The following is a 22,214-nucleotide window of genomic DNA, read 5'->3' on the forward strand; positions in this document are numbered from 1 at the left end:
AAGAACCTTCCCACCTCAACAAATAACCAAAAATTATAACTTTAAAAATTCATCGATCCCATTTATGAACTTCTCGCCACAGTTAATTGCTTTAGGTGAGTACCTAGCTGGTGAATTTGATAATCGGGAACAAGCCATAGGAGAACCAGTTTGGTATGTCCACCTGCGCCTGTGGCAAAGACCAGTTAATCTGTTCACAGAAGATAGCATCACCCTGTTTGCCGAACAGGCTAGTATTATTAACCTAGATCGACCTTACCGCCAGCGAATTATGCGCTTGCATCAGGGAAGCGATTCTCATGCGCCTCTAAAAGTGCAATATTATATGCTTAAAAATCCAGAAGCATTACAAGGCGCGGGTGATAATTCTGCCCTACTAAATACACTCTCAGTCGATCAATTAGATTTACTACCAGGTTGTATCCTCACAGTTAATTATGAAACACTAGCTGGTGATCGCTATAAGTTTACCGCTACCCCTTTACCAGAGAGTCGTTGCACCTTCACTTATCTTGACAATACCATCCAAGTTTCCTTGGGTTTTGAAGCCACAGCAGCAGAATTTCAAAGCTATGACAAAGGAATTAACCCAGCAACTGGACAAGCAACTTGGGGAGCAATTATGGGGCCTTATCGCTACACCAAGCGAAATCAGTATTGAGCAAGATCGAGTTATGAGTTATGAGTTATGAGTTAATTCCTCATTCGTCACTCTTAACTCCTAACTCTTTTCTTAGCTAGCAATGCTACGAGGTACACCTTCTAAAGCTTCCTCTTCGGTTTCAAAGATTTCAAACACAGTATCCATCATCGTCACTTCAAACACGAGTTTTGCTTCTGGATGTACATTACAGATGCGGAAACTACCCTTGACTTTATCTGCATCACGCATTCCAGCTACCAAAGATGTGAGACCAGAACTATCAATAAAATTGACCTGACCCAGATTCACAACTACATGGCGACTGAGTTTAGAAATACACTCTTGTAACTTGAGGCGAAATTGCCAAGCAGTGGTTATGTCTAGGCGACCTGCTGGTGTCAAGACAATAACGGTATTTCCGTCTTGGGTTGTATAAGTTTTTTGGTCTATATGAATCACTCAAGCCCTCCCCGTGGCATTCCTTTTAAATTGATTAGCTACAGAACCGTTATGATGCTGCCACTTGAGATTAACAAGCTACAGCTAAATTTGTCACTTTTTTATGCTAAGTGCTTATCTTTAGTAGTTTAACTCACCAAAACAGTGCTGAGTAGCAATTTTCAATGGGGCATTGGGGAGGCAGGGCATGGGGAAAGGGAAAGGGGTAAGGGGAAAAAGGGAAAGATTAAATTTATTCCTTTTCCCTTTAACCTTTAACCTTTTCCCTACCTCCCCACTATTTCCAATTGATCCAATCTTGAGGTTTCAAGAAGGTTTCATACAACTCGGCTTCAGGGGAATTGGGTTCTGGCTGATAGCCGTATTCCCAACGCACCAAAGGTGGTAGGGACATGAGAATTGATTCGGTGCGTCCGTTGGTTTGCAGACCAAAAATAGTACCTCGGTCGTAAACCAAGTTAAATTCTACATATCGTCCCCGGCGATAGAGTTGGAAGTTCCGCTGGCGATCGCCATACTCAATCCCATGTCGCCGTTCTACAATTGGTACGTAGGCTGGTAAAAATGCTCTACCACAGCCTTGCACAAAGGCAAATAGATCTTCCCAGTTACGTGGCGCTGGTTCTCCCACCTTGTTGCTATAAATAGCCGCTTCTCCATTGGGATCGGGACCACGATATAAAGTACCCCGACCATCTTGGTAATCAAAAAATAGACCGCCCACACCCCTTGTTTCACCGCGATGCTTCAGGTAGAAATATTCGTCACACCAACGCTTAAACACTGGGTAATATTCTGGGTGGTGTTGGTCACAAGCTTGTTTTAAAGTTTTATGTAAATGTGCTGCATCTTCAGCAAAGGGGTAATAAGGAGTCAAGTCCAGACCACCGCCAAACCACCACACTGGTCCAGCTTCAAAGTAGCGATAATTTAGATGGACTGTAGGCACGTAGGGATTGTGAGGGTGTAATACCATTGAAGTGCCCGTGGCATAAAAACCGTGTCCTGCGGCTTCAGGGCGTTGAGCTAAGATTGACGGCGGCAAATGGGAACCCCAAACTTCAGAAAAATTGACACCGCCTTGTTCAAATATTGCACCATCACGGAGCACGCGCGATCGCCCTCCACCCCCTTCTGGGCGTTCCCAACTATCTTCCTGAAACTTACCCACACCATCAACTTCTGTCAAAGCTTGCGTAATCTCGTCTTGCAGCTGTTTCATAAACTGACTGATCCTAGTCTGAGCGTCAGCTGGCGGCAAAGACTTGGATGATTCCGCTGGTACAGTTGGTGTTTGCGAGTTGATCAACATAGATTCCCGAACCTAAATTACAATTTCCAGAAAGCCACAAATTTCTGATCTTAAAATTTGGGGAAAACCGCGCCAACAATCAAGCTCTATTTGCCCAACCTGCTTTTTTCTTACTGGTCAAGCATTTATTAGGATTGATGGGCATCACTAGAGTTATTTTCCCTCAAATGCGTATAGGCTTGTATATTGAATAAGTTTTTTTTGAAATTTTTAATTGGAATATTCTGGTATTAACACTAAAATTTAGTCTTAACCTTGAGGTATCAAGGGTTTGACTCGTCTGCTCAAAACTTCTGCGCCATATTTGACAATCTTGGCGGTTGGCATCTGCACCGAATATACCATTGCTATGCCCAGAGGAATTTTGAGAAAGTTTTGGTCTAGGGGTTAAGTTTAGTTGCCAAAAATACCAGAGTTACCAGAAAGTGTCTAGCGAGGAGGAGGATTAGGAAAATGCAAGGTTGGTTATCCAAATTCATCCACCGCAAACGTCGTCGGTTTTGCGCTTCTCTGGTGCGGACGTATCGAGAGATTAGTTCTGCTTCTGTAGATGAACTGTGGCAAAAAGTGGTTGACTTAACAGATGTTTCCTGGCATCCACTACTAAAAAGTACTAATGTGCCTTACGGATTAGTACCCAAACCAGGATTAATTTTTCAGGCTGTAACACGCTTTTCACCGATTCCCATCCAGATTTTTGTGGAACGCGTCAATCCCAGAGAAATGCTGAGTATCCGAGTTCTGGCAATTCCTGGGATAGAAGAACGGGTAACTTACCAAGTAGAATCAACAGTTTGTGGTACTTGTTTATCTTATTCTGTAACACTACGTGGTTGGTTGTCACCCTTAATTTGGTCTTTATCTCGTCCTTACGCAGACCGCGTTGCACGTTCTTTAGTTGAAGCAGTAGAAAAAACGGCATTACCAGCAGTATCAGCTAAGAAAAAATCTCTTAATGACAGTTGTTTTGATTTTTAGGTATGGGACCGGGGAATGGGAAAATTTCTTCCCAATACCCAGCCCCCAATCCCGATCGCGAAAGAAAGTTAAGATTCTAATTAGGTAATAATCCAGTTTCCTAAGTTTTATTACGGCAGTAGTAGTGAAAACACCAATCTGCTCTTGCTTTTATTTGCATCCAGTTAATAGCTAAGATGCTGACTACGATTCTATTTCTTCATTTTCAACAGAAGTCAGGAGCTTCTGCCTTCCTTAAATCAGAACTTCGGTAAATTTTGAATTTTGAATTTTTTATGTACGATGTCCTTGATTCTCGCTCTGTCTTAGAAGTGTTGCGACCAGTGGAAGACCCAGAACTTCGCAAAAGTCTGGTAGAACTGAATATGATTCGCAACGTCAAAATTGATGCTGGCAAAGTTAGTTTCACTTTAGTGTTAACCACTCCCGCCTGTCCTTTACGTGAATTTATCGTTGAAGATTGCCAAAAAGCTGTTAAAAAACTACCAGGCGTTACAGATGTAACCGTAGAAGTTACAGCAGAAACACCCCAACAAAAAAGTTTGCCAGACCGCACTGGCATTTCTGGAGTAAAAAATATCATTGCTGTTTCCAGTGGCAAAGGTGGCGTTGGTAAAAGTACTGTGGCGGTGAATGTCGCAGTGGCTTTAGCCCAAACTGGAGCGAAAGTCGGCTTACTAGACGCTGATATTTACGGACCCAATGACCCGACAATGCTGGGGTTGGCTGATGCCGAAATTGCTGTGCGCTCAACTGAAAAAGGTGACATTCTGGAACCTGCTTTTAATCACGGCGTTAAATTGGTCTCAATGGGCTTTTTGATTGACCGAGATCAACCAGTAATTTGGCGTGGACCAATGCTAAATGGTGTAATTCGCCAGTTTCTCTATCAAGTGGAATGGGGAGAATTGGACTATTTGATTGTAGACATGCCACCAGGAACTGGAGATGCTCAGTTAACTTTAACCCAAGCAGTACCGATGGCAGGAGCAGTAATTGTCACCACACCGCAAAATGTAGCGCTGTTAGATTCTCGTAAAGGATTACGGATGTTCCAGCAGATGAACGTCCCAGTATTGGGAATCGTGGAAAATATGAGCTATTTTATCCCACCAGATATGCCAGATAAGCAGTACGACATCTTTGGTTCTGGGGGTGGTTCCAAAACAGCTGCTGAATTGCAAGTGCCACTTTTGGGCTGTGTACCACTAGAAATTTCCACGCGAATAGGTGGTGATAATGGTGTGCCAATAGTTGTTGCTGACCCAGATTCAGCTTCGGCAAAAGCACTTAAGGCGATCGCTCTCACCATTGCAGGCAAAGTATCAGTCGCAGCTTTGACATAATAAATTTTAATTTGTATCTGCTTCCTGGGCTATAGCCGGGAATACTAGGGACTGGGGATTGGGGACTGGGAAAGAATTTTCCTAATACCCAGTACCCAGTAACCAATGCCCAACAATTAAATCTAAAGTCTAAACTGACACAATGTTATTAAAACGATCGCTCCCCAAAGTTCGCTGGAAGTCTTGGGTTAAGCCTTGGCAATATGTAGATTGGTTGTTATTTTTTTTACCAGTAACTGTCAGCATTGTTGGCGGTATCATGATCCTCAGTACGGAACTGAAGCAGCCAGTAACTGACTGGTGGTGGCACTGGTTGGTGGCGGGTATCGGTGTGCTGATAGCACTTTTTTTAGCTCGTACCCGTTACGAAATCTTGATGCAATGCCACTGGGTAACCTACGCACTTACGAATTTCAGCTTAATCGCTGTGATGATTGCTGGTACTAGCGCCAAAGGAGCGCAGCGCTGGATTAGTATCGCTGGTTTTAATGTGCAACCCTCAGAGTTTGCCAAAGTCGGCATGATTATTACCTTAGCTGCCTTGTTACACAAGCGCACTGCTTCTAAACTCGAAAGTGTTTTCCGTGTACTGGCAATCACGGCTATACCTTGGGGATTAGTATTCTTACAGCCAGATTTAGCAACATCAATGGTATTTGGGGCCATCGTCTTGGGAATGCTCTACTGGGCAAATGCTAACCCAGGCTGGCTAATTCTGATGATTTCTCCTGTGGTTGCTGCGATTTTGTTCAGTATATCTTGGCCTTTAGCAGAGCCGATAGTTTTATTTAAGGAGCTATCTTTTGGCCCGTTAGGGATAGTTTGGTCAATTGCTATGGCTATTGTCGGGTGGCGAACTCTGCCCTGGCGTCGATTTGGTTTGGGTGCTATCGGTGCGTGGAGTCTGAATATACTTGGTGGCGAATTAGGAGTTTTTGCCTGGAATCATATTTTGAAACCCTATCAAAAAGACCGCCTAACTGTATTCATGGACCCCGATCACGATCCCCTTGGTGCTGGGTATCACTTGATTCAATCTCGCATCGCCATTGGTGCCGGTGAAATTTGGGGATGGGGTCTGTTCAAAGGCCCAATGACACAACTGAATTTCGTCCCAGAACAGCATACAGACTTTATTTTCTCCGCAGTCGGCGAAGAATTCGGTTTTGTTGGTTGTTTAGTAGTACTCTTTGTCTTTTGCTTAATTTGTTTCCGCTTACTACATGTTGCTCAAACTGCCACAGACAATTTTGGTTCGTTGTTAGCTATTGGTGTTTTGTCGATGATTGTATTTCAGTTAATTGTCAACGTTGGTATGACTGTCGGCTTAGCACCTGTAGCAGGAATTCCCTTACCTTGGATGAGTTACGGGCGTTCTGCCATGCTGACTAACTTCATTTCCTTGGGAATAGTAGAATCGGTAGCAAATTTTCGCCAACGACAGAAGTATTATTGATTCGTCATTTGTCATTTGTCCTTTGTCAGTTGTCAGTTGTCATTTGTCATTTGTTAGTTAACGAAAACCAATGACCAATGACTATTAACAAGTATTAAGCTATTAACAGGAAACAAGTGAGGCTAAAAAGATGATTCTGCCTGGAGCAACTGTTCGCGTCAACAATCCCGCAGATACCTATTATCGCTCTGAAGGACTCGTGCAACGGGTGAGTGATGGCAAGGTAGCCGTACTGTTTGAAGGTGGTAACTGGGATAAATTAATTACCTTCCGCCTGAAGGAATTAGAACTCGTAGAAACCACAGCTGGACGTAAAAAAGGAAAATAGATTAGTTAAGAAGTACAGACGCGATTAATCGCGTCTGTACAGGAGTTAGGAGTTATTATTGTTCAACTCCTAACTCCTAACTCTTAACTCAGCACTCCTATGCGCCTCCCACTACCACAGTTTGACAGAAGCGATCGCCATCCCAATCACTTTGCGGAGGTGATTGAAACTACTACTACTGAATTTTTGGCACAGTGTTTGGAACCAGAAGATTTAAGCTTCCCCTCTATGCCACCTTTTGGTAGTTGGGTGTGTGCTGTGGATGAAGAATCTGGCAATCTTGTTTACGCTGTGGTATATCATGCCACAACTATGCCCATAGATTCCGTACACCGAGCTAGAGCTTTGGGGCTGTCATTGCAGGACTTACGTGAAGAACAACCCCAGATATTTGCCATGCTGAGAACAGAATTTCGAGCTGCGATCGTTGGATTTGAACTATCTTCACAAAATCCAAGTTATAACCGAAGAGTATATCAGTATCTACCACCTCGTCCCCCGCAAATTCATCAAGCTGTTTACCGATGTGAACCAGAAGCGATCGTTAAATTTACTGAAGAACTAGATTTTTTGCGGACACTCCTTTGTATCAATAGTGCACCAGTGGACGCCTTGACCGCAGCTGCCATTCGAGATGTATACCAGTTACGTAAAGCTGACCGAGAATGGCTAATTAAAGCTGGCCGAAACCTGAGCGTATTACTTAAAGACGACTACGATCGCTTGCGGTTCATTTTGAGTCAAATCCACCCGTAGGTAGTTAGTTCAAAGACAATTGTCTAGTTTAGTGTAAGTTAAGATTTTTGATTTTTCGTCAGGCGGCTTCTAAATTCATTTATATCAATCGAGCGCTCGTCCTCAAGGCGATCGCAGTTTTACCATAGCCTCATCAATTCCTACCTATGGAACTCATATCACAAGTTCTTGCTCTGGAACCAACTTCCCAAATTCTTAGCAAGGAACCAATTGTTTCCTTTGCTATTTTGCTCGTGGTCATCTTAGTTATACCTATCATGTTTGAGCGACTAAGATTACCAGGATTAGTGGGTTTGGTTTTCTCTGGACTAGTACTTGGCCCTTCGGGCTGGCATCTATTTCAGTCCAACTCGCCGATGATTAATCTACTATCAGATATTGGCTTAATATACTTGCTATTTGTCGCAGGGTTAGAAGTCGATCTAGAAAAGTTCCGCAAGAGGAAAAGTCGTGCCTTTGGGTTTGCTAGCTTGACTTTTAGTGTACCGCTAGTCATGGGAACCTTAGTAGGTCTGATTTTAGGCTATAGCTGGACTACTTCGATTTTAATTGGCTCTCTATTCGCTTCCTACACCCTTTTGGCATATCCCATAATCACTCGTTTGGGAGTCGTAAATAATGAAGCAGTTACTGTTGCTATTGGAGCTACCATTTTTACAGATATTGCCGCAGTGCTAATATTGGGCGTTTGTGTAGCTGTAGGTCCTAATGAGGTATTCAGCTTAGCAAAGCTGCTCACCTTGTCAGGTTGGTTAACCATTTACTCTGTTGCTGTTGTTGCAGGATTTGATTGGGTAGGTAAAGAGTTTTTTCGCCGTTCCGGAGACGATGAAGGAAACAAATTTTTGTTTGTGTTGCTTTCTGTGTTTCTTGCTGCTGTGGGCGCTCAATTAATTGAAGTAGACAAAATTGTTGGTGCTTTTTTAGTAGGTTTGGCGGTAAATGAAGCTGTCGGTGAAGGCCCAGTCAAAGAAAAGGTGGTATTTATTGGCAGTGTACTGTTCATTCCGATTTTCTTTGTTGACATTGGTTTAGCGATCAATTTACCTGCCTTTTTAAATAACCTGAACGCCCTCAAGTTAACGCTATTATTTATAGTCGGTTTGATTGCCAGTAAATTGATCGCAGCTTTGTTGACAAAACTGGTTTACCGCTATAACTGGCAACAAATACTGACAATGTGGTCGCTATCAATTCCCCAGGTTAGTACAACTTTAGCCGCAACGTTAGTCGGATATCGGGCTGGATTACTATCATCGGAAATATTACACAGCATTATTATTTTAATGCTCGTGACATCGACTTTAGGTCCGTTCTTGACTAGTCGAATAGCTGTTGGTTTAACTTCCTCGTCAGCTGTAGATCCAGCACCAACTCTACCCGATGGTGATACACCAGAAACAGACGATGCTTTAACTATAGTTGTACCTATCTATAATCCTCAGACACAGCAGTATTTGATTGAAATGGCAGCGTTATTAGCGCGTCAGTCCAAGGGTAAAATTGTACCGCTAGCGATCGCTAATGCTGCTGCTCACATGGATGCACCCCAGTTAGAAGCTTCGCTAGAACGCAGTGAGCGGTTATTAACAAAAGCCACCGCCCAAAGTCGAATATTAGGTGTAGCTGCACAATCGGTACTGCGAATTGATGACGCTTTTGCTCAGGGAATTAGTAGAGCTGCTCGCGAACAAAAAGCTAGTCTAATTGTTATGGGTTGGGGTAAACGTACTGGGTTGCGAGCGCTATTATTTGGTAATGTTATCGATGGTGTGCTTTGGGCAGCGCATTGTCCTGTAGCAGTCACACGTTTGGTGGAATCACCAAAAAAAATTCAGCGTATCCTAGTGCCAGTAGAAAATTTAACAGCACCGATATTGCAGCCTGTACAATTTGCCCAGATGTTGGCACAAGCAAATCAAAGCCACGTTACTGTACTGAATGTGTGCGATCGCCGCACTAGTTCCAGTAAAATTGCTTCGAGGCGATCACATCTCTCACTATTAATATCTAAATTAGCTCTGCCCAATGCCCCCGAAATACAAATTATCGCTCATGAAAATGTAGCTCAAGCAATTTTGCAAGCAGCACGGTTATACGATTTAGTCGTTTTACCTTTTATACGCAATCGCACTAGTCCTGGAGGGTTAGCCATTAGCGATGTCACAACAGAGTTAGCCAGACAACTCACCTGTTCCATCGTCATGCTTGGAGAACCACAACGCACTCAAACAAATGTAGTTATTTCTAATACGGCTAATAGCATTATATCTGCTGTATGATATGAATCAGTAGATTGGGGCTGCCTTGGCCTAGCCTGCCGGAAGCATCGCATTAAAAAAAATCTTGGCAACAAATGAATCAGCTCTAATGGTTACAGTAAAAACACTTTATATTGTTGAAGATTTGATGAACTTTAGGTAAAAGACTGACAACCTTTAGACAATGTTTGTTATTTTGCTAGTTAAATTGTTAACAAAGCAGGTAAAAACATAACAAAAGTACAACTTTAAACAGTTTTTGATTAAGCGTTGTTCATTTTTAGTTCTGTATTTTTGTGCCCAAGCTGGGTAACCTAAAAGATAAGTGCAATAGCTACTGAAAATATTTGTAAGTAACTGGGAAACTATGAGAATTTTGGTGACGGGCGGTGCTGGGTTTATTGGTTCCCATCTCATCGACCGACTAATGAACGATGGGCATGAAATAATATGCTTGGATAATTTTTACACAGGTCATAAACGTAACATTCTTAAATGGTTAGGTCATCCGTACTTTGAATTAATCCGCCACGATATTACCGAGCCAATTCGATTAGAAGTGGATCAAATTTATCATTTAGCTTGTCCTGCTTCTCCAGTGCATTATCAATACAATCCAGTAAAAACCGTTAAAACTAACGTGATGGGAACATTGAATATGTTGGGGCTGGCCAAGCGCGTGAAAGCTAGGTTTTTCTTGGCTTCAACTAGCGAAGTATACGGAGATCCAGAAGTTCATCCCCAAACCGAAGAGTACAGGGGTAGCGTCAATCCCATTGGCATACGTTCATGCTACGACGAAGGCAAAAGAATCGCCGAAACTCTGGCATTTGATTACTACAGGCAAAACAAAGTTGATATTCGAGTTGCTCGGATTTTCAATACATACGGGCCAAGAATGTTAGAAAATGATGGCCGGGTAGTAAGTAACTTTATAGTCCAAGCTTTGCGGGGTACTCCTTTAACGGTTTACGGTGATGGTTCGCAAACTCGGAGTTTCTGCTACGTTTCGGATCTGGTGGAAGGATTTATTCGGCTGATGAATGGCGATTACATCGGTCCAGTCAATCTGGGTAATCCTGGTGAATACACAATTTTACAATTGGCACAAGCTGTGCAAAACGCCATCGATCCAGATGCACAGATTAAATTCGAGCCACTACCTTCGGACGACCCCCGCCGTCGCCAACCCGATATCACAAAGGCCAAAACTTGGTTAAATTGGGAACCTACCATTCCTTTGCAAGAGGGGTTAAAACTAACAATAGAAGATTTCCGCGATCGCATGAACAGCGATGCCAAGAATTCAGCCTCCTGAGCAGTGCTTAGCCCTGCTCTCAACTTTCGTGCAAGCTCATCCTATTTGGTAGCCGGTACTTTAGTGGCTGTGTTTCCTCTCGGTGTATAAGTGTCATATTGACTATTTCTTTTTTTAAACTAACGCTCAATCAAGCGAGGAGTTGAAAATGCGTGTTTGCGTAATTGGTACTGGTTACGTCGGTTTAGTTACAGGTGCTTGCTTAGCTCATATTGGGCATGATGTCATTTGCGTAGACAACAACGAAGAAAAAGTCAAATTAATGAAATCTGGGCAGTCTCCAATTTTTGAACCGGGACTCTCAGAAATCATGCAGTCTGCCATTCAAACAGACAAAATTCATTTCACAAGTGACCTCGCTGCCGGAGTTACCCACGGAGAAATTCTGTTTATTGCCGTAGGAACACCACCTTTACCAACTGGTGAGAGTGATACTCGTTACGTTGAAGCTGTAGCCCGTGGCATAGGGGCAAACCTCAACAATGGTTATAAAGTAATTGTGAATAAATCAACAGTACCCATTGGTTCAGGTGACTGGGTGCGGATGATTGTTCTAGATGGTATCGCTGAACGGCAAAAAAGTTTGGTAGCCGCAGGTGGGGTATCTGAAGAGAAGTTACCTGAGTTTGTAGCCGAGTTTGATGTAGTCAGCAATCCAGAATTTTTGCGCGAAGGTTCAGCAGTTTACGACACCTTCAACCCTGATCGCATTGTACTAGGAGGCAATAGTCCAAGGGCAATAGCCTTAATGGAACAACTATATGCCCCAATTGTAGAACGCAAGCACGCAGCCGATCCCTCTTTACCTCCAGTGCCAATTCTGGCAACAGACCTCAGTTCAGCAGAAATGATCAAATACGCTGCTAATGCCTTTTTGGCCACTAAGATTAGTTTTATCAATGAAGTTGCTAATATTTGCGATCGCGTTGGTGCTGATGTTACCCAAGTAGCTAAAGGTATTGGTCTAGACTCCCGTATTGGTAACAAATTTTTACAAGCTGGTATTGGTTGGGGTGGTTCTTGCTTCCCCAAAGATGTCTCCGCCCTCATTCACACTGCTGATGACTATGGCTATGAAGCTGAATTGCTCAAAGCTGCCGTCAACGTCAACGAACGCCAACGTTTAATTGCTCTGGAAAAACTCCAACAAGTCCTGAAAATCCTCAAAGGCAAAACTGTTGGGCTACTTGGTCTGACCTTTAAGCCTGATACCGATGATATGCGCGATGCTCCAGCGCTCAACTTAATTGAACAACTCAACCGACTGGGAGCTAAAGTCAAAGCCTACGACCCCATTGTTTCCCAAACGGGTATGCGTCATGGTCTTTCTGGTGTTTTAGTAGAAACCGATGCTGAAAGGCTAGCTGACGGCTGCGATGCTTTGGTACTCGTGACCGAATGGCAACAGTTCAACACTCTCGACTACCTGAAGATGGCAAAATTAATGACTCATCCCGTGATTATTGATGGTCGTAACTTCCTGGACCCCGAAGCAATGGTGCGGGCTGGATTCCAATATGTAGGTGTTGGCAGATAGATAATTTTGTTAGAAGTCAGAATTCATAATTCAGAATTCGGAAGATTGAATTTCAAATTTCTAGCTTTTTTCATGAAGTAGGGTCATAACAATGTTGTGACCCTATGATTTTTTTATATACATAGAATAAATCAAAATCTTGAAGATTTTTTCATATACACCAGATTTCAAGTTTTATAGAGCTAGACTCTCAGCCTAACCTATTCTAAATTCAGAATTCTGACCAGAGGCGGAGCGTCTGCGGCTCCGCTCCTGAATTCTGAATTCTGCTATAAAAATTTTGGATTTCATACTATCAATAATCAACTCAAGAGTTACGTGGAATTCGCTCAATCTCAGCATATCCACTGAAAATTAATTTTTGACCTTCCGTTTCTAATCGGTTGAGTCGCATCTTCACTCCATCAAGGTCAAATCGATCTAAATCGACCATATTATCCAAAATTTCTACCAGTGCTACGCTCAAGGTTTTAGAAATTTCCCGTTGTGCTTCTGGCACTTGGTCAAGCTCAATTTTCGGGTCTTTAAAAGAAACTCGCCGCCGCCTTTCAATACCTATGGTTAGGGTCATACTTAAAGGCACAAGTTCGCCATTATTTAAATCTGCTTTGGCTTCAAGCTGCAACTGATTTTCAGGCAATAGCTGTACCTTGACTTCCGTAAAGGAAACTGGTTCACCGCCAGATAATGCTGTCAAGGATGGTACAGAGAGGTTAAGCAGGCGCTTTTTCACCAGTTCAGCATTGAAGGCCTGGTTGATGCCTGCTTCTGATAGAATTACTTGAGCGACTGCTTGAGTAGGTTGCTTGAGAGTGAGTTTGCCGCTTAAAACCGAGCCAAAGTCAATAGCCACCGCATCGGTTTCAAATGACATCTCCTCGACCGCAAAATCCCTGCGGATTACTAAGCCACGACCGCTCATTTTGAAGCTATCAATGCTGCCTTGCAACAGTTTGCTGGAGGGATAGCAGCGCACAAAGACTTCTACTGACTCGCTTTGGGTAAACAAGTGGCGAATCGTTTGGCTAGCGACCGTGTTGAGCATTTGCTCTCCCCAATCTGTGCCTTTAGGATTTTGTAAACCAGTAAGTCCGCCGAACATGTGGTTTTTAGTCTCTAGAAGTTCTTTGTACTTTTGTAACAAATTGTGAAGAATACAGCAAGCGATCCCATAATTTATTGTGCTGATAGGTAGACATAGGATGGCTGATGATTGGAAATTAAATGTATCAAATATTACTTTTTGATTGGGAGATGGGAATAATTGAACTAGGTTATCGGTAAGATTCTCACCAATACTAAGTATGATACAGCTAAACATTCTAGAACTTGCCAAGCAAGGTGATACAAATGCGATTAATACTCTGGTAAATGAGTGGTTAGGCACACCTAGTATTACTACAAAAACGACTTTCAAACAAGATTGCTTACAGGTAATGCTGGAATCCGACAAAGTACCAGAACAACAATCATTAGTGCCACTAATTCATAATGGATTGATTAGTTTAAGTATTACATCTGTCAAAAAAGTTAAAATATACGGGCGAGAAATAGGTGAAGATTTTCCAGATTGGCAACAGGAGTTTGAGCTAGAACTAAAACCAAATTCACCTTTATTAATATATCAAACAGACGTTAATCTTGAATCCTCTAGTGCAATAAGCAAAACAACAGCAGATAGTGAATTATCCTTACAACAACCGTCTTTTTTTGGCTCGCTATTTGATGCAGTAGCAGGAACAGCAGGAGCAGTTGGTAATGCTGCCGTTCAAGCAGGACAAGCAGTTGCAGGAGCAGCAGTTGGTATTGGTGGTACAATTGGTGGTGCAGCTTTACAGGCAACACAAATAGCGGGACAGGCATTAGCGATTGTTGGTAATAATCCCCAACTGCAAGTAGCTGTAAAATCTCTAAATCAAGATTGGTTAAATCCTTTAATTCAACAGGTTGACTTAGTTAAAGCCGAAGCTGCTGTTAGAAAGTTACAACAAGAACATCCAAATGAAAAATCAGCACAAATTGCCCATCATCTTATGTTGGAAAAAGCTGTTTTAGCAGGAGGAACAGGGCTTGCTAGTAGTCTTACGCCTGGACAAGCAGCTGCAATGTTTGTAGTAGATTGGGCTGCTACATCTGCATTATCGGTGGAGTTGGTTTATCAAATTGCTGCTGCCTATGGGCTGGATTTAAAAGATTCAGAACGCAAAGGAGAAGCAGTAGCAATTTTTGGTTTAGGGCTAGGTGGAAAAACAGCAATCAAAGCAGGTTTGGGTTTACTACGAATTGTACCAGTAGCGGGAGCCGTCATTGGTGCTAGTTCAAATGCAGTCATGATTTACGCATTAGGCTATGCGGCTTGTCAATTTTATGAAGCAAAGCAGAATCCATTAACTTTAGAAGCGACTTTAATAGATGTTCAGGTAGAGAGTGAACAATATCTTGAAGCTGCTATTTCTCAAGAAAAGATTATGGATCAAATTTTGGTTCATATTGTCCTAGCGGGTAATCCCGATAAATCTTGGGAAGATATTTTGCCAGAATTACAAGCTGCTAATCTTAGTCCTGCCTCAATCGATGCGATCGCTTGTCATATTAAATCTCCACCATCTTTAGAAACCTTACTTCAGCAAATTAATAGTGACTTTGCTGTACCACTACTAGCTCAATGTCAAAAAATCGCTCATATAGATGGAGTAATAACGCCAGAAGAAGCTAGAGTGTTAGAAACGATTAACAAAAAGTTACAACATGATTTAGCCGCAATCAAATAACCTAAACATTACTTTTGAAATCTATTACCAAAGGCGATCGCAACTTCAATAAAAAATGCGATCGCACCACATCCACTAATCATAAAACTATCTCCTAAATTGCAAGACGATATCTCAATTCAGGAATTGGTTTACCTTCCATTTTTGCAGCATCTAACCATGCTGCTTTTGCTTGCAAAACTTCACGCAGTGCTTCTTCTTCTGTTAAACCAAATGCTGAACAATATTTCAAATCAGGAATATCAGCAATATAGCCATTATCTTCTTCACTGTAGAAGATATTAATATGATAGTTTTTCATTCTTTATACTCCAAAGTTGCCATATTTCTCAGCAACCTAGTATCGCCACCAAAATACGCAACAACTCTTCTATATCAGCAGGAACACGATATAAATTCAGGTCTTGAGTTATTTGTTTATTTTCTCGATTCAATAAGCCAAATTGCCAAATATCCCCTGTAGAAACAGCCCCCTGTAAATTCGCCTCTTGAGAGTCAGTCCACGCATCAATAGCAATCAATTCTACAGCAAGCTGAGTAAAACCTCTCGCCAAGTCAGCATTTTTAGCTTCTACAACTAAGAGTTTACGGTCTGCATGCAAATAATAGTCAAGGGAACCTTTTAATTGTTCTGTAACAATTAAAGGATATTCAATTCTAAGTTGAGCGTGGGTGTAGTGAATAATATCCAGTAAAATTGGTGCAATTAGTAGCTCTCTACGAGCAGCTTCACTAGTCAAACTAATATATGGCAAACTCTCCTCAATTCTAGATTTTAGATTTGCAAATCTGTCTAATTCAATGTTGGATTTTTGTAGATTCAGAGAAGAACGTTTTAAAGAATAACCAAATTCAGCCAGTATGTCTTCTGGCTCGAATGACATCTCAAAATAGCTTCTGAAAGTGTATGACTGATTTGCTTGGAGGATAGGAATTTTGCTCATAGCTGCATAATTAAACTTCCAACTGCATCAAATTTTCAAACGGATGCTGATTTTTCCAGCGGTAAGCATTAAAATCTCTAAAATCTATTGACAAAATTCTTCCATGCTGGAGGCTTTCTGCCAAAACCACTAGCGAAGCATCAGCAAGATCCATTGGTAAGTTTGCATATTTTTCCATCAGTTCACAAATGCGCTTACCATGATGGGGTTGCAAATTAAAAACCGTAAAGACCCCTAAGAATAAGTTATTAATAAAACTTACTTGGGCGCGATCGCCCATCGTTGTTAAGAGTAGATAGCAAGTTTCTGTTACGACAGGCCAAGTCGTAATCAGAGGTTCGTTGACATTGGCAAGTATCATTATTGCTTGAGTGTGGTATGAATCATTGCGATTTGCCAATGCTAACCAAAAGCCAGTATCAACGATAATCATACTTAGCTTTTAAGCCATGTCTCAAAATTGATTTGTAATTTACAGATAGATCCGGATCTGCCTCAGCGCAACCAATAAAGCCTGTTTGGCTGAGCATCGAGAAAGGATTCTTTTGCTGCTGCTGAAGTTGTTGGTAGTACAATTCCAGAGCAGACTTAATCACATCTGTTACTGCCTGATTAGTCTGCTGTTGAATATAGGCTAGTTTCTCAGCATATTCGTCATCTAATCGGGCATTAATTCTCATTATTAAGCTCTTTTGTCATACACTCGTATGACAAGCCTAACATATCTCCTACCTCGTCAACAACTTCCGGCGCAGATTATCCAACGCTGCATTCGCACTCACATGACGAATTAAAGCTCGACCTCGCACTGTACCAAACTGATACTCAAAACTTGTCACTTCATCTTTTGGCCCAGCCAAACCAACGTAAACTAAACCTACTGGCTTGGTATCTGTCCCTCCAGTTGGGCCAGCAATACCAGTGATACTCAATCCCCAAGTTGTTGAAAGTCGGGTTTTGACTCCAATTGCCATTTGTTCTGCAACACTAGCACTGACCGCGCCAAATTTATCTAAATCTTCCTGGTTAACCCCCAATAGCCGAACCTTGACTGAATTGTCATAAGAAATGATTCCACCCCAAAAGTAATCAGAACTCCCAGAAATCTCAGTTAACATTTGCCCAAGTCCACCACCAGTACAAGATTCTGCCACTGAAAGCGTTTCTTTTGATGCGCGTAACAACTCACCGACAACGGAAGCAGGAGTATCATCATTGATACCGTAAAAATCTAGTCCAGCAATTTCTTTAATTTGTTTTTCAATAGGCGCAATTAAAGCCTCTGCTGCTGCTTCTGAATTTGCTTTGGCAGAAACTCGCAATCTTACTTCCCCCTTACCTGCATAAGGGGCTACGGTGGGATTTGGCAAGTTCAAATAAGAAGCAACTTTTTCCGCCAAAGCAGATTCACCAATACCCCAAAATTTTAAACTCCGACTGTAAATAATATCCTTACCCCAACCTTGACTTTTGAGAAATGGAACAGCTGTTTCTTTCCACATCGGGTGCATTTCACTGGGAACACCGGGAAAGGTAAAAATAGTGATTTCAGGACGGGGTTGCCAAATGATACCGGGTGCAGTTCCAGTGGGGTTGGGTAAAATTTCTGCACCTTGGGGAATCAAAGCCTGCTTGCGGTTACTTGGTGACATCACCCGACCACGTTGGGCGAATTTCTGGGTTATGTCTTCGATGATTTCTGGGTGTTCTACCAAGGGGGCTTGAAAAAAATCGGCGATGGTTTCACAAGTGAGGTCATCTGGCGTGGGACCAAGACCACCAGTGAAAATGAGAATTTGCGCCCTGGAAATAGCAATTTCTATAACTTGCTTCAAGCGTTCTGGATTATCCCCAACCACAGTTTGATAGTAATGGGGAATACCTAGCTGCGCTAACTGTTGCGCCAAAAATTGAGCATTGCCGTTGAGGATATCTCCTAGTAGCAATTCTGTACCAACACAAATAATTTCTGCACTCATTGAATTGGGGAAGGGTGTAGGGAGTGGGGAGTAGGGAGATGAGGGAGCAGGGGGGCAGAGGGGCAGGGCGAGAATAACCAATACCCTATGCCCTATGCCCTATGCCCTAGACTAATGCTGGTACGGGAATTTCCAGGTGAGGGTATAAGGGGAAGCGATCGCACAATGCAGCTACCCGTCGTTTACAATCTTGGGTGACTTCCTCGGAATCTGGAGAAAGCAGGCGATCGGCAATAATATTTCCTATCTCAGTAAATTCTGCTACTCCTAAGCCCCGTGTTGTCATTGCTGGGGAACCTAACCTCAGACCACTGGTCACAAATGGCGACTGCGGATCGAAGGGAACAGTATTTTTGTTAGCAGTAATATTTACTGTGCTGACTAGCTGATCTGCTCGCTTACCCGTCATACCAATGGAACGTAAATCCACTAGCATTAAATGGTTATCAGTGCCATCAGACACAAGCTTTAAGCCACGATTTTGTAATTGTTCAGCCAAGGCACGAGCATTTTCAATCACTTGGGCAGAATAGGTTTTAAACTCTGGCTTGAGGGCTTCTCCAAAAGCTACCGCCTTACCAGCAATCACATGTTCCAATGGTCCGCCCTGGCTGCCAGGAAAAACCGATTTATCTAGCTTTTTACCCAGTTCTGCGTCTCCAGTCAAAATTAAACCACTTCTCGGACCGCGTAGAGTTTTATGGGTAGTTGTTGTTACTACATGACAATGAGGAATCGGGTCGGGATGAAGACCACTGGCAACTAAACCAGCAATGTGAGCAATATCGGCAAGTAAATAAGCGCCGACTTCATCAGCAATACTACGGAATTTTTCAAAATCAATTACGCGGGGATAAGCCGAATAACCACAAATCAGTAGCTTAGGACGCTCCCTTAGCGCCAGCTCCCGAATTTGGTCATAGTCAAGTTGTTCTGTTTGTTGGCTGACACCGTAGTGGCTAACTTGGAACCACTTACCTGAGACGTTTACAGGGGAACCGTGGGTGAGATGTCCGCCATGAGACAAATCCATCCCCATAATTTTGTCTCCTGGTTCCAGCAGGGTCAGAAACACAGCAAAATTTGCTTGTGCGCCAGAATGGGGTTGGACATTGGCATGAGCAGCACCAAACAGCTGTTTAGCGCGGTCGATGGCCAGTTGCTCGATTTTGTCGATAAACTCACAACCGCCATAGTAGCGTTTACCGGGTAATCCCTCGGCGTATTTATTTGTCAGTACTGAACCTTGAGCCGCCAGTACAGCAGCCGAAGTAAAGTTTTCACTAGCAATCAACTCCAAATGGTCTCGCTGACGCCCTAGTTCGTCATTGATTAATTCCGCGATCGCTGGATCGCTGGAGGTGAGAAAATCTGAATTAGTCTTAGTCACTTCAATTATCCTTATGGAAATTTGTACAACGGCTGATTTTGGTTGTCTCAGCACTTAAATAACAGTCAACTGCCCATAGCTCAAAGTCGTTCAATGGTTTTTGACTGCTCTAGAGAGGCGATTAATTGAATTAAAGTTAGACTCAAGCTCGATTAATGCATTAACAATCATAACGTTGCTTTTTGACCCTGCGTTATTCAAGTTTTTTGCGAGCGCTGTTATGAGATACAAAAAGCTAGAGAAAGCCGAGTGCTTGAGCGTAAAAACTGGGAATATGCGATCGTCAGCAACTAAACTCGTCTTATACCATAGCTATATGAAATCAAATAATAAGACTCCCGGCTTCTTAGAGAAATCGGGAGTCTGAGGCTGGCGATTTTCACAAATCAAATAGGATTCATATAGCGATTTTGATAGTAAGCCAAAATTTGGTTAACTCGTTGCCGACTTTCTAAAGTAGAGTTTGCTGTCCACGAAAGCCCTAAGCAAGCAATTTGGCTTTGATTGTAATCAAACTGTTGGGATGACTGAGGAATTAAATCTACTTCTACCCCTTCCACTTGACGTAAATGCGCTGCGATTTCTCGATAAACTGCTAAGGGCAAACCAGGGAATTCAATTTTTTCCTTAGTCTCCATCTTTTATGAAGCTCCCACATTAATTGGATTTTGAGGGGGCGTTGTCCCTAAAATAGAATTGCCAGTAGCAGATGCCGCTGATGGCGTTGAAGCTGATGGCGTTGAGTTGACAGGCCCTTCCCCTACCATTTTGGCAACTTCGATGCCATTTTGTTCCAAAATCACAATCGGGTTGGAACCTCCATTCATTTCAATGCGTTTAATCAGTACACCATTGGCTAATCGCTGTCCCGCCTGCACATACCGACTCGTCGGTTCATCTGGTACTTTAATAATTGCCTGGGGTTCCTTAGTAATCAGAACTACACCAGTCACAACCACTGCCCTTGCCAACTCAGGTTGTGGCGCTGGTGGCAATACAGATACTAAAGTCGGGTTGGGCACAACTTGAGGCAAAACCCTAGGTAAAACTGAAGTCAAAGTAGTATTGACTTTTTTTGGTACAGCAGCAATGTTATTTTTCTTTTGATTTGAAGCTATGGTACTTGTCGGCAGTTTTCGTCCTGGGATTGATGCGGTAGGTAGCTTAGGTAACACAGGAATAGGTCTTCCGGATATTTTAGGCACTCCAGCAACCGTCTGCCCAAAAATTTGGGCAAAGGGGTCAGTGCGGTTTTTTGATACCAAAACTACTCGTGCCCGTTCTGTAGCATTAGTAGATTGAATTAAGCTAAGACTTGCAGAAGAAACTTGTGAAACCTGTTTGGCAGGTACGACTGGATTCTTGAAGGATTGAACCGCTGGCTGCGGCTTTTTTGCTATTTTAGGAATCGGTGCCGGCTGTATGGCTTGTGGTGTTTCTTCAGAAGCACATCCCGCGATCGCCAAGCTTAAAATAGCTGCAATTGTAATTGTTAAATTTCTGCCCATGAGTCTTTCTCAAAAGCCATTGGAGAATTGAAAACTAAAAATCAACATGCCTGAAATTTGTATCCAAGGCAAAGTCTGTTCCCTTTATAACCTAATTTTTTGTTTTTCAATGGTTATTTTTCGCACTGCCAGCCTAGCATAACTGCGGGTTTATTTTTTGCAGCTAATCCTCTGCTACACCCATCAGTTGTTTCATCAAATCTAGGCCTTTCTTGACTCTACGGGAAACTGTTACTACACTGATACCCAGATGTTCTGCAACTTGTTTTTGTGTCAAATCTTGCAAAAACACGCATTCCAAAACATCGCGGGTGCGTTGTTCTAGCTGAACTAATGCTTGTTGCAAGCGAAGTTGGTCTTCTTGTGCTAGTTGAAAGCTGCGATAGTGAGGATCTGGAACTAATTCTCCCAAACAAGTAGAGCCTTCTTCTCCATCCTGGATTGGCACATCTAAACTCAAGGGAGCGCGATTCACCCATGCTAATTTAATTTCTTGCCATTCGTTTGGAGAAATTTTCAGTGCTGCTGCTAATTCCGAATCTGTTGGTTGGCGATTATGTGTTTCACGCCAAGAACGTGAAACTCCTATTGCTTGCTGTTGCAGTGCTAACCATCTGCGAGGAATTCGCACGGTGACGCCTTTATCTCGAAGATAGTGTTGAATTTCACCCCGAATGTAGGGAAGAGCATAGGAACTAAAGGCGTGTCCCTTAGAAAGTTCAAATCTTTCAATAGCCCTAATTAAACCCAAACATCCAACTTGGAGCAAATCATCATAGGTTTCATGACATTGATTTGTCCAGTAGTGAGCTTCTTTTCTCACAAGTCCAAAATTGAGTTTTACCAGTTGATTGCGAACATTTTCGGAGCGAGATTGCTGATATTCTCGCAACAACTGCCAAATTTCGTGTTTTAGTTCATTGGTGACTGTGGTAGGCATAGCACCGGGTTTATTGAGCAAATAAAGAATTAATAACTCGCGCTTAAACTCAGCTGCGATCGCACACGAGATCAGATAAAATATCGTGCTGTATGCCATGGTAAATATATGGTAAATAACAAATTTTTCGAGAAATTTGCCATAATTTACTTGACAATCAAGCAAGATTTAAATGTGCGAAATCTGTTGGATTTAGTTTGTTATCAGTCAACAATCCAGGAATCCTAAGCAGAGCTAAAGACACTGCTGAATTCCGGCTTCTGATTTATTCTTCAATTAATTTGGGTA

Annotated in this window: 22 protein-coding genes; 10 read left to right on the forward strand and 12 right to left on the reverse strand. The window is 42.5% G+C overall.

Features of this window, described 5'->3' with window-relative positions:
* The first annotated feature begins 64 nt into the window (after window positions 1-64).
* Window positions 65-661 (forward strand): chromophore lyase CpcT/CpeT, encoded by a 597-nt coding sequence (locus tag ACM0OY_RS07425; RefSeq protein WP_414568215.1) that lies wholly within the window; start codon window positions 65-67, stop codon window positions 659-661.
* A 72-nt stretch (window positions 662-733) separates the two neighbouring features.
* Here the strand turns inward: ACM0OY_RS07425 and ACM0OY_RS07430 are convergent, their stop codons facing one another.
* Both ACM0OY_RS07430 and hemF read right to left on the reverse strand, forming a co-directional pair.
* Window positions 734-1,102, reverse strand: coding sequence for an STAS domain-containing protein (locus ACM0OY_RS07430; protein ID WP_073639831.1), 369 nt, complete (start codon window positions 1,100-1,102; stop codon window positions 734-736).
* 277 nt (window positions 1,103-1,379) lie between these two features.
* Window positions 1,380-2,414, reverse strand: coding sequence for an oxygen-dependent coproporphyrinogen oxidase (hemF, locus tag ACM0OY_RS07435; protein ID WP_414568216.1), 1,035 nt, complete (start codon window positions 2,412-2,414; stop codon window positions 1,380-1,382).
* Window positions 2,415-2,867: 453 nt separating this feature from the next.
* Between hemF and ACM0OY_RS07440 the strand changes: the two genes are divergently transcribed.
* The 8 genes from ACM0OY_RS07440 to ACM0OY_RS07475 all read left to right on the forward strand — a co-directional run bounded on the left by ACM0OY_RS07440 (window position 2,868) and on the right by ACM0OY_RS07475 (window position 12,394).
* Complete coding sequence (locus tag ACM0OY_RS07440) at window positions 2,868-3,392, forward strand: SRPBCC family protein (protein WP_414568217.1); 525 nt, start codon at window positions 2,868-2,870, stop codon at window positions 3,390-3,392.
* A gap of 275 nt (window positions 3,393-3,667) precedes the next feature.
* Complete coding sequence (locus ACM0OY_RS07445) at window positions 3,668-4,738, forward strand: Mrp/NBP35 family ATP-binding protein (RefSeq protein ID WP_414568218.1); 1,071 nt, start codon at window positions 3,668-3,670, stop codon at window positions 4,736-4,738.
* A gap of 142 nt (window positions 4,739-4,880) precedes the next feature.
* Window positions 4,881-6,194: a rod shape-determining protein RodA gene (gene rodA, locus ACM0OY_RS07450; protein ID WP_414568219.1), complete on the forward strand. Its 1,314-nt coding sequence runs from the start codon at window positions 4,881-4,883 to the stop codon at window positions 6,192-6,194.
* A 130-nt stretch (window positions 6,195-6,324) separates the two neighbouring features.
* Window positions 6,325-6,522, forward strand: coding sequence for an NAD(P)H dehydrogenase subunit NdhS (locus tag ACM0OY_RS07455; protein WP_073639826.1), 198 nt, complete (start codon window positions 6,325-6,327; stop codon window positions 6,520-6,522).
* Between the two features lie 99 nt (window positions 6,523-6,621).
* Window positions 6,622-7,278 carry an HAS-barrel domain-containing protein gene (locus ACM0OY_RS07460; RefSeq protein WP_414568220.1) on the forward strand — a complete coding sequence of 219 codons (657 nt, stop codon included), beginning with the start codon at window positions 6,622-6,624 and terminating at the stop codon, window positions 7,276-7,278.
* 146 nt (window positions 7,279-7,424) lie between these two features.
* Window positions 7,425-9,560, forward strand: a complete 2,136-nt coding sequence (locus ACM0OY_RS07465) for a cation:proton antiporter (RefSeq protein ID WP_414568221.1) — start codon at window positions 7,425-7,427, stop codon at window positions 9,558-9,560.
* A gap of 346 nt (window positions 9,561-9,906) precedes the next feature.
* The gene (locus tag ACM0OY_RS07470) at window positions 9,907-10,857 is read left to right on the forward strand and encodes a UDP-glucuronic acid decarboxylase family protein (RefSeq protein ID WP_414568222.1); all 951 of its coding nucleotides are present in this window, start codon (window positions 9,907-9,909) and stop codon (window positions 10,855-10,857) included.
* A gap of 148 nt (window positions 10,858-11,005) precedes the next feature.
* The gene (locus ACM0OY_RS07475) at window positions 11,006-12,394 is read left to right on the forward strand and encodes a UDP-glucose dehydrogenase family protein (protein WP_414568223.1); all 1,389 of its coding nucleotides are present in this window, start codon (window positions 11,006-11,008) and stop codon (window positions 12,392-12,394) included.
* A 307-nt stretch (window positions 12,395-12,701) separates the two neighbouring features.
* Here the strand turns inward: ACM0OY_RS07475 and ACM0OY_RS07480 are convergent, their stop codons facing one another.
* Window positions 12,702-13,496 carry a DUF2993 domain-containing protein gene (locus tag ACM0OY_RS07480; RefSeq protein WP_414568263.1) on the reverse strand — a complete coding sequence of 265 codons (795 nt, stop codon included), beginning with the start codon at window positions 13,494-13,496 and terminating at the stop codon, window positions 12,702-12,704.
* Window positions 13,497-13,698: 202 nt separating this feature from the next.
* Between ACM0OY_RS07480 and ACM0OY_RS07485 the strand changes: the two genes are divergently transcribed.
* On the forward strand, window positions 13,699-15,165 hold the full coding sequence (locus ACM0OY_RS07485) for a hypothetical protein (RefSeq protein ID WP_414568224.1): 1,467 nt from the start codon (window positions 13,699-13,701) through the stop codon (window positions 15,163-15,165).
* A 94-nt stretch (window positions 15,166-15,259) separates the two neighbouring features.
* Here the strand turns inward: ACM0OY_RS07485 and ACM0OY_RS07490 are convergent, their stop codons facing one another.
* The 9 genes from ACM0OY_RS07490 to ACM0OY_RS07530 all read right to left on the reverse strand — a co-directional run bounded on the left by ACM0OY_RS07490 (window position 15,260) and on the right by ACM0OY_RS07530 (window position 21,926).
* Window positions 15,260-15,466 (reverse strand): type II toxin-antitoxin system HicB family antitoxin, encoded by a 207-nt coding sequence (locus ACM0OY_RS07490; RefSeq protein ID WP_414568225.1) that lies wholly within the window; start codon window positions 15,464-15,466, stop codon window positions 15,260-15,262.
* Window positions 15,467-15,494: 28 nt separating this feature from the next.
* Window positions 15,495-16,109, reverse strand: coding sequence for a hypothetical protein (locus tag ACM0OY_RS07495; RefSeq protein ID WP_414568226.1), 615 nt, complete (start codon window positions 16,107-16,109; stop codon window positions 15,495-15,497).
* 10 nt (window positions 16,110-16,119) lie between these two features.
* Window positions 16,120-16,542, reverse strand: coding sequence for a type II toxin-antitoxin system VapC family toxin (locus ACM0OY_RS07500; RefSeq protein ID WP_414568227.1), 423 nt, complete (start codon window positions 16,540-16,542; stop codon window positions 16,120-16,122).
* On the reverse strand, window positions 16,529-16,789 hold the full coding sequence (locus ACM0OY_RS07505; protein ID WP_414568228.1) for a CopG family transcriptional regulator: 261 nt from the start codon (window positions 16,787-16,789) through the stop codon (window positions 16,529-16,531). The genes ACM0OY_RS07500 and ACM0OY_RS07505 overlap by 14 nt, the downstream gene beginning before the upstream one ends.
* 48 nt (window positions 16,790-16,837) lie before the next feature.
* On the reverse strand, window positions 16,838-18,088 hold the full coding sequence (locus ACM0OY_RS07510) for a competence/damage-inducible protein A (RefSeq protein WP_414568229.1): 1,251 nt from the start codon (window positions 18,086-18,088) through the stop codon (window positions 16,838-16,840).
* Between the two features lie 106 nt (window positions 18,089-18,194).
* Entirely contained in the window at window positions 18,195-19,478 is a 1,284-nt protein-coding gene (glyA, locus tag ACM0OY_RS07515) for a serine hydroxymethyltransferase (protein WP_414568230.1), read from the reverse strand.
* A gap of 386 nt (window positions 19,479-19,864) precedes the next feature.
* Complete coding sequence (locus ACM0OY_RS07520) at window positions 19,865-20,116, reverse strand: hypothetical protein (protein WP_414568231.1); 252 nt, start codon at window positions 20,114-20,116, stop codon at window positions 19,865-19,867.
* A gap of 3 nt (window positions 20,117-20,119) precedes the next feature.
* On the reverse strand, window positions 20,120-20,986 hold the full coding sequence (locus tag ACM0OY_RS07525) for a hypothetical protein (RefSeq protein WP_414568232.1): 867 nt from the start codon (window positions 20,984-20,986) through the stop codon (window positions 20,120-20,122).
* Window positions 20,987-21,149: 163 nt separating this feature from the next.
* On the reverse strand, window positions 21,150-21,926 hold the full coding sequence (locus tag ACM0OY_RS07530) for an RNA polymerase sigma factor SigF (protein WP_414568264.1): 777 nt from the start codon (window positions 21,924-21,926) through the stop codon (window positions 21,150-21,152).
* Window positions 21,927-22,214 lie beyond the last annotated feature (288 nt).

It is taken from the genome of Nostoc sp. CCY 9925, from assembly GCF_963920935.1.
Classification (GTDB): domain Bacteria; phylum Cyanobacteriota; class Cyanobacteriia; order Cyanobacteriales; family Nostocaceae; genus Nostoc.

Coding starts and splice junctions, on each gene's coding strand:
- ACM0OY_RS07425 (WP_414568215.1), top strand. CDS start 65: ATGAACTTCTCGCCACAGTTAATTGCTTTAGGTGAGTACCTAGCTGGT.
- hemF (WP_414568216.1), bottom strand. CDS start 2,414: ATGTTGATCAACTCGCAAACACCAACTGTACCAGCGGAATCATCCAAG.
- ACM0OY_RS07440 (WP_414568217.1), top strand. CDS start 2,868: ATGCAAGGTTGGTTATCCAAATTCATCCACCGCAAACGTCGTCGGTTT.
- ACM0OY_RS07445 (WP_414568218.1), top strand. CDS start 3,668: ATGTACGATGTCCTTGATTCTCGCTCTGTCTTAGAAGTGTTGCGACCA.
- rodA (WP_414568219.1), top strand. CDS start 4,881: ATGTTATTAAAACGATCGCTCCCCAAAGTTCGCTGGAAGTCTTGGGTT.
- ACM0OY_RS07455 (WP_073639826.1), top strand. CDS start 6,325: ATGATTCTGCCTGGAGCAACTGTTCGCGTCAACAATCCCGCAGATACC.
- ACM0OY_RS07460 (WP_414568220.1), top strand. CDS start 6,622: ATGCGCCTCCCACTACCACAGTTTGACAGAAGCGATCGCCATCCCAAT.
- ACM0OY_RS07465 (WP_414568221.1), top strand. CDS start 7,425: ATGGAACTCATATCACAAGTTCTTGCTCTGGAACCAACTTCCCAAATT.
- ACM0OY_RS07470 (WP_414568222.1), top strand. CDS start 9,907: ATGAGAATTTTGGTGACGGGCGGTGCTGGGTTTATTGGTTCCCATCTC.
- ACM0OY_RS07475 (WP_414568223.1), top strand. CDS start 11,006: ATGCGTGTTTGCGTAATTGGTACTGGTTACGTCGGTTTAGTTACAGGT.
- ACM0OY_RS07480 (WP_414568263.1), bottom strand. CDS start 13,496: ATGTTCGGCGGACTTACTGGTTTACAAAATCCTAAAGGCACAGATTGG.
- ACM0OY_RS07485 (WP_414568224.1), top strand. CDS start 13,699: ATGATACAGCTAAACATTCTAGAACTTGCCAAGCAAGGTGATACAAAT.
- ACM0OY_RS07490 (WP_414568225.1), bottom strand. CDS start 15,466: ATGAAAAACTATCATATTAATATCTTCTACAGTGAAGAAGATAATGGC.
- ACM0OY_RS07495 (WP_414568226.1), bottom strand. CDS start 16,109: ATGAGCAAAATTCCTATCCTCCAAGCAAATCAGTCATACACTTTCAGA.
- ACM0OY_RS07500 (WP_414568227.1), bottom strand. CDS start 16,542: ATGATTATCGTTGATACTGGCTTTTGGTTAGCATTGGCAAATCGCAAT.
- ACM0OY_RS07505 (WP_414568228.1), bottom strand. CDS start 16,789: ATGAGAATTAATGCCCGATTAGATGACGAATATGCTGAGAAACTAGCC.
- ACM0OY_RS07510 (WP_414568229.1), bottom strand. CDS start 18,088: ATGAGTGCAGAAATTATTTGTGTTGGTACAGAATTGCTACTAGGAGAT.
- ACM0OY_RS07520 (WP_414568231.1), bottom strand. CDS start 20,116: ATGGAGACTAAGGAAAAAATTGAATTCCCTGGTTTGCCCTTAGCAGTT.
- ACM0OY_RS07525 (WP_414568232.1), bottom strand. CDS start 20,986: ATGGGCAGAAATTTAACAATTACAATTGCAGCTATTTTAAGCTTGGCG.
- ACM0OY_RS07530 (WP_414568264.1), bottom strand. CDS start 21,926: ATGCCTACCACAGTCACCAATGAACTAAAACACGAAATTTGGCAGTTG.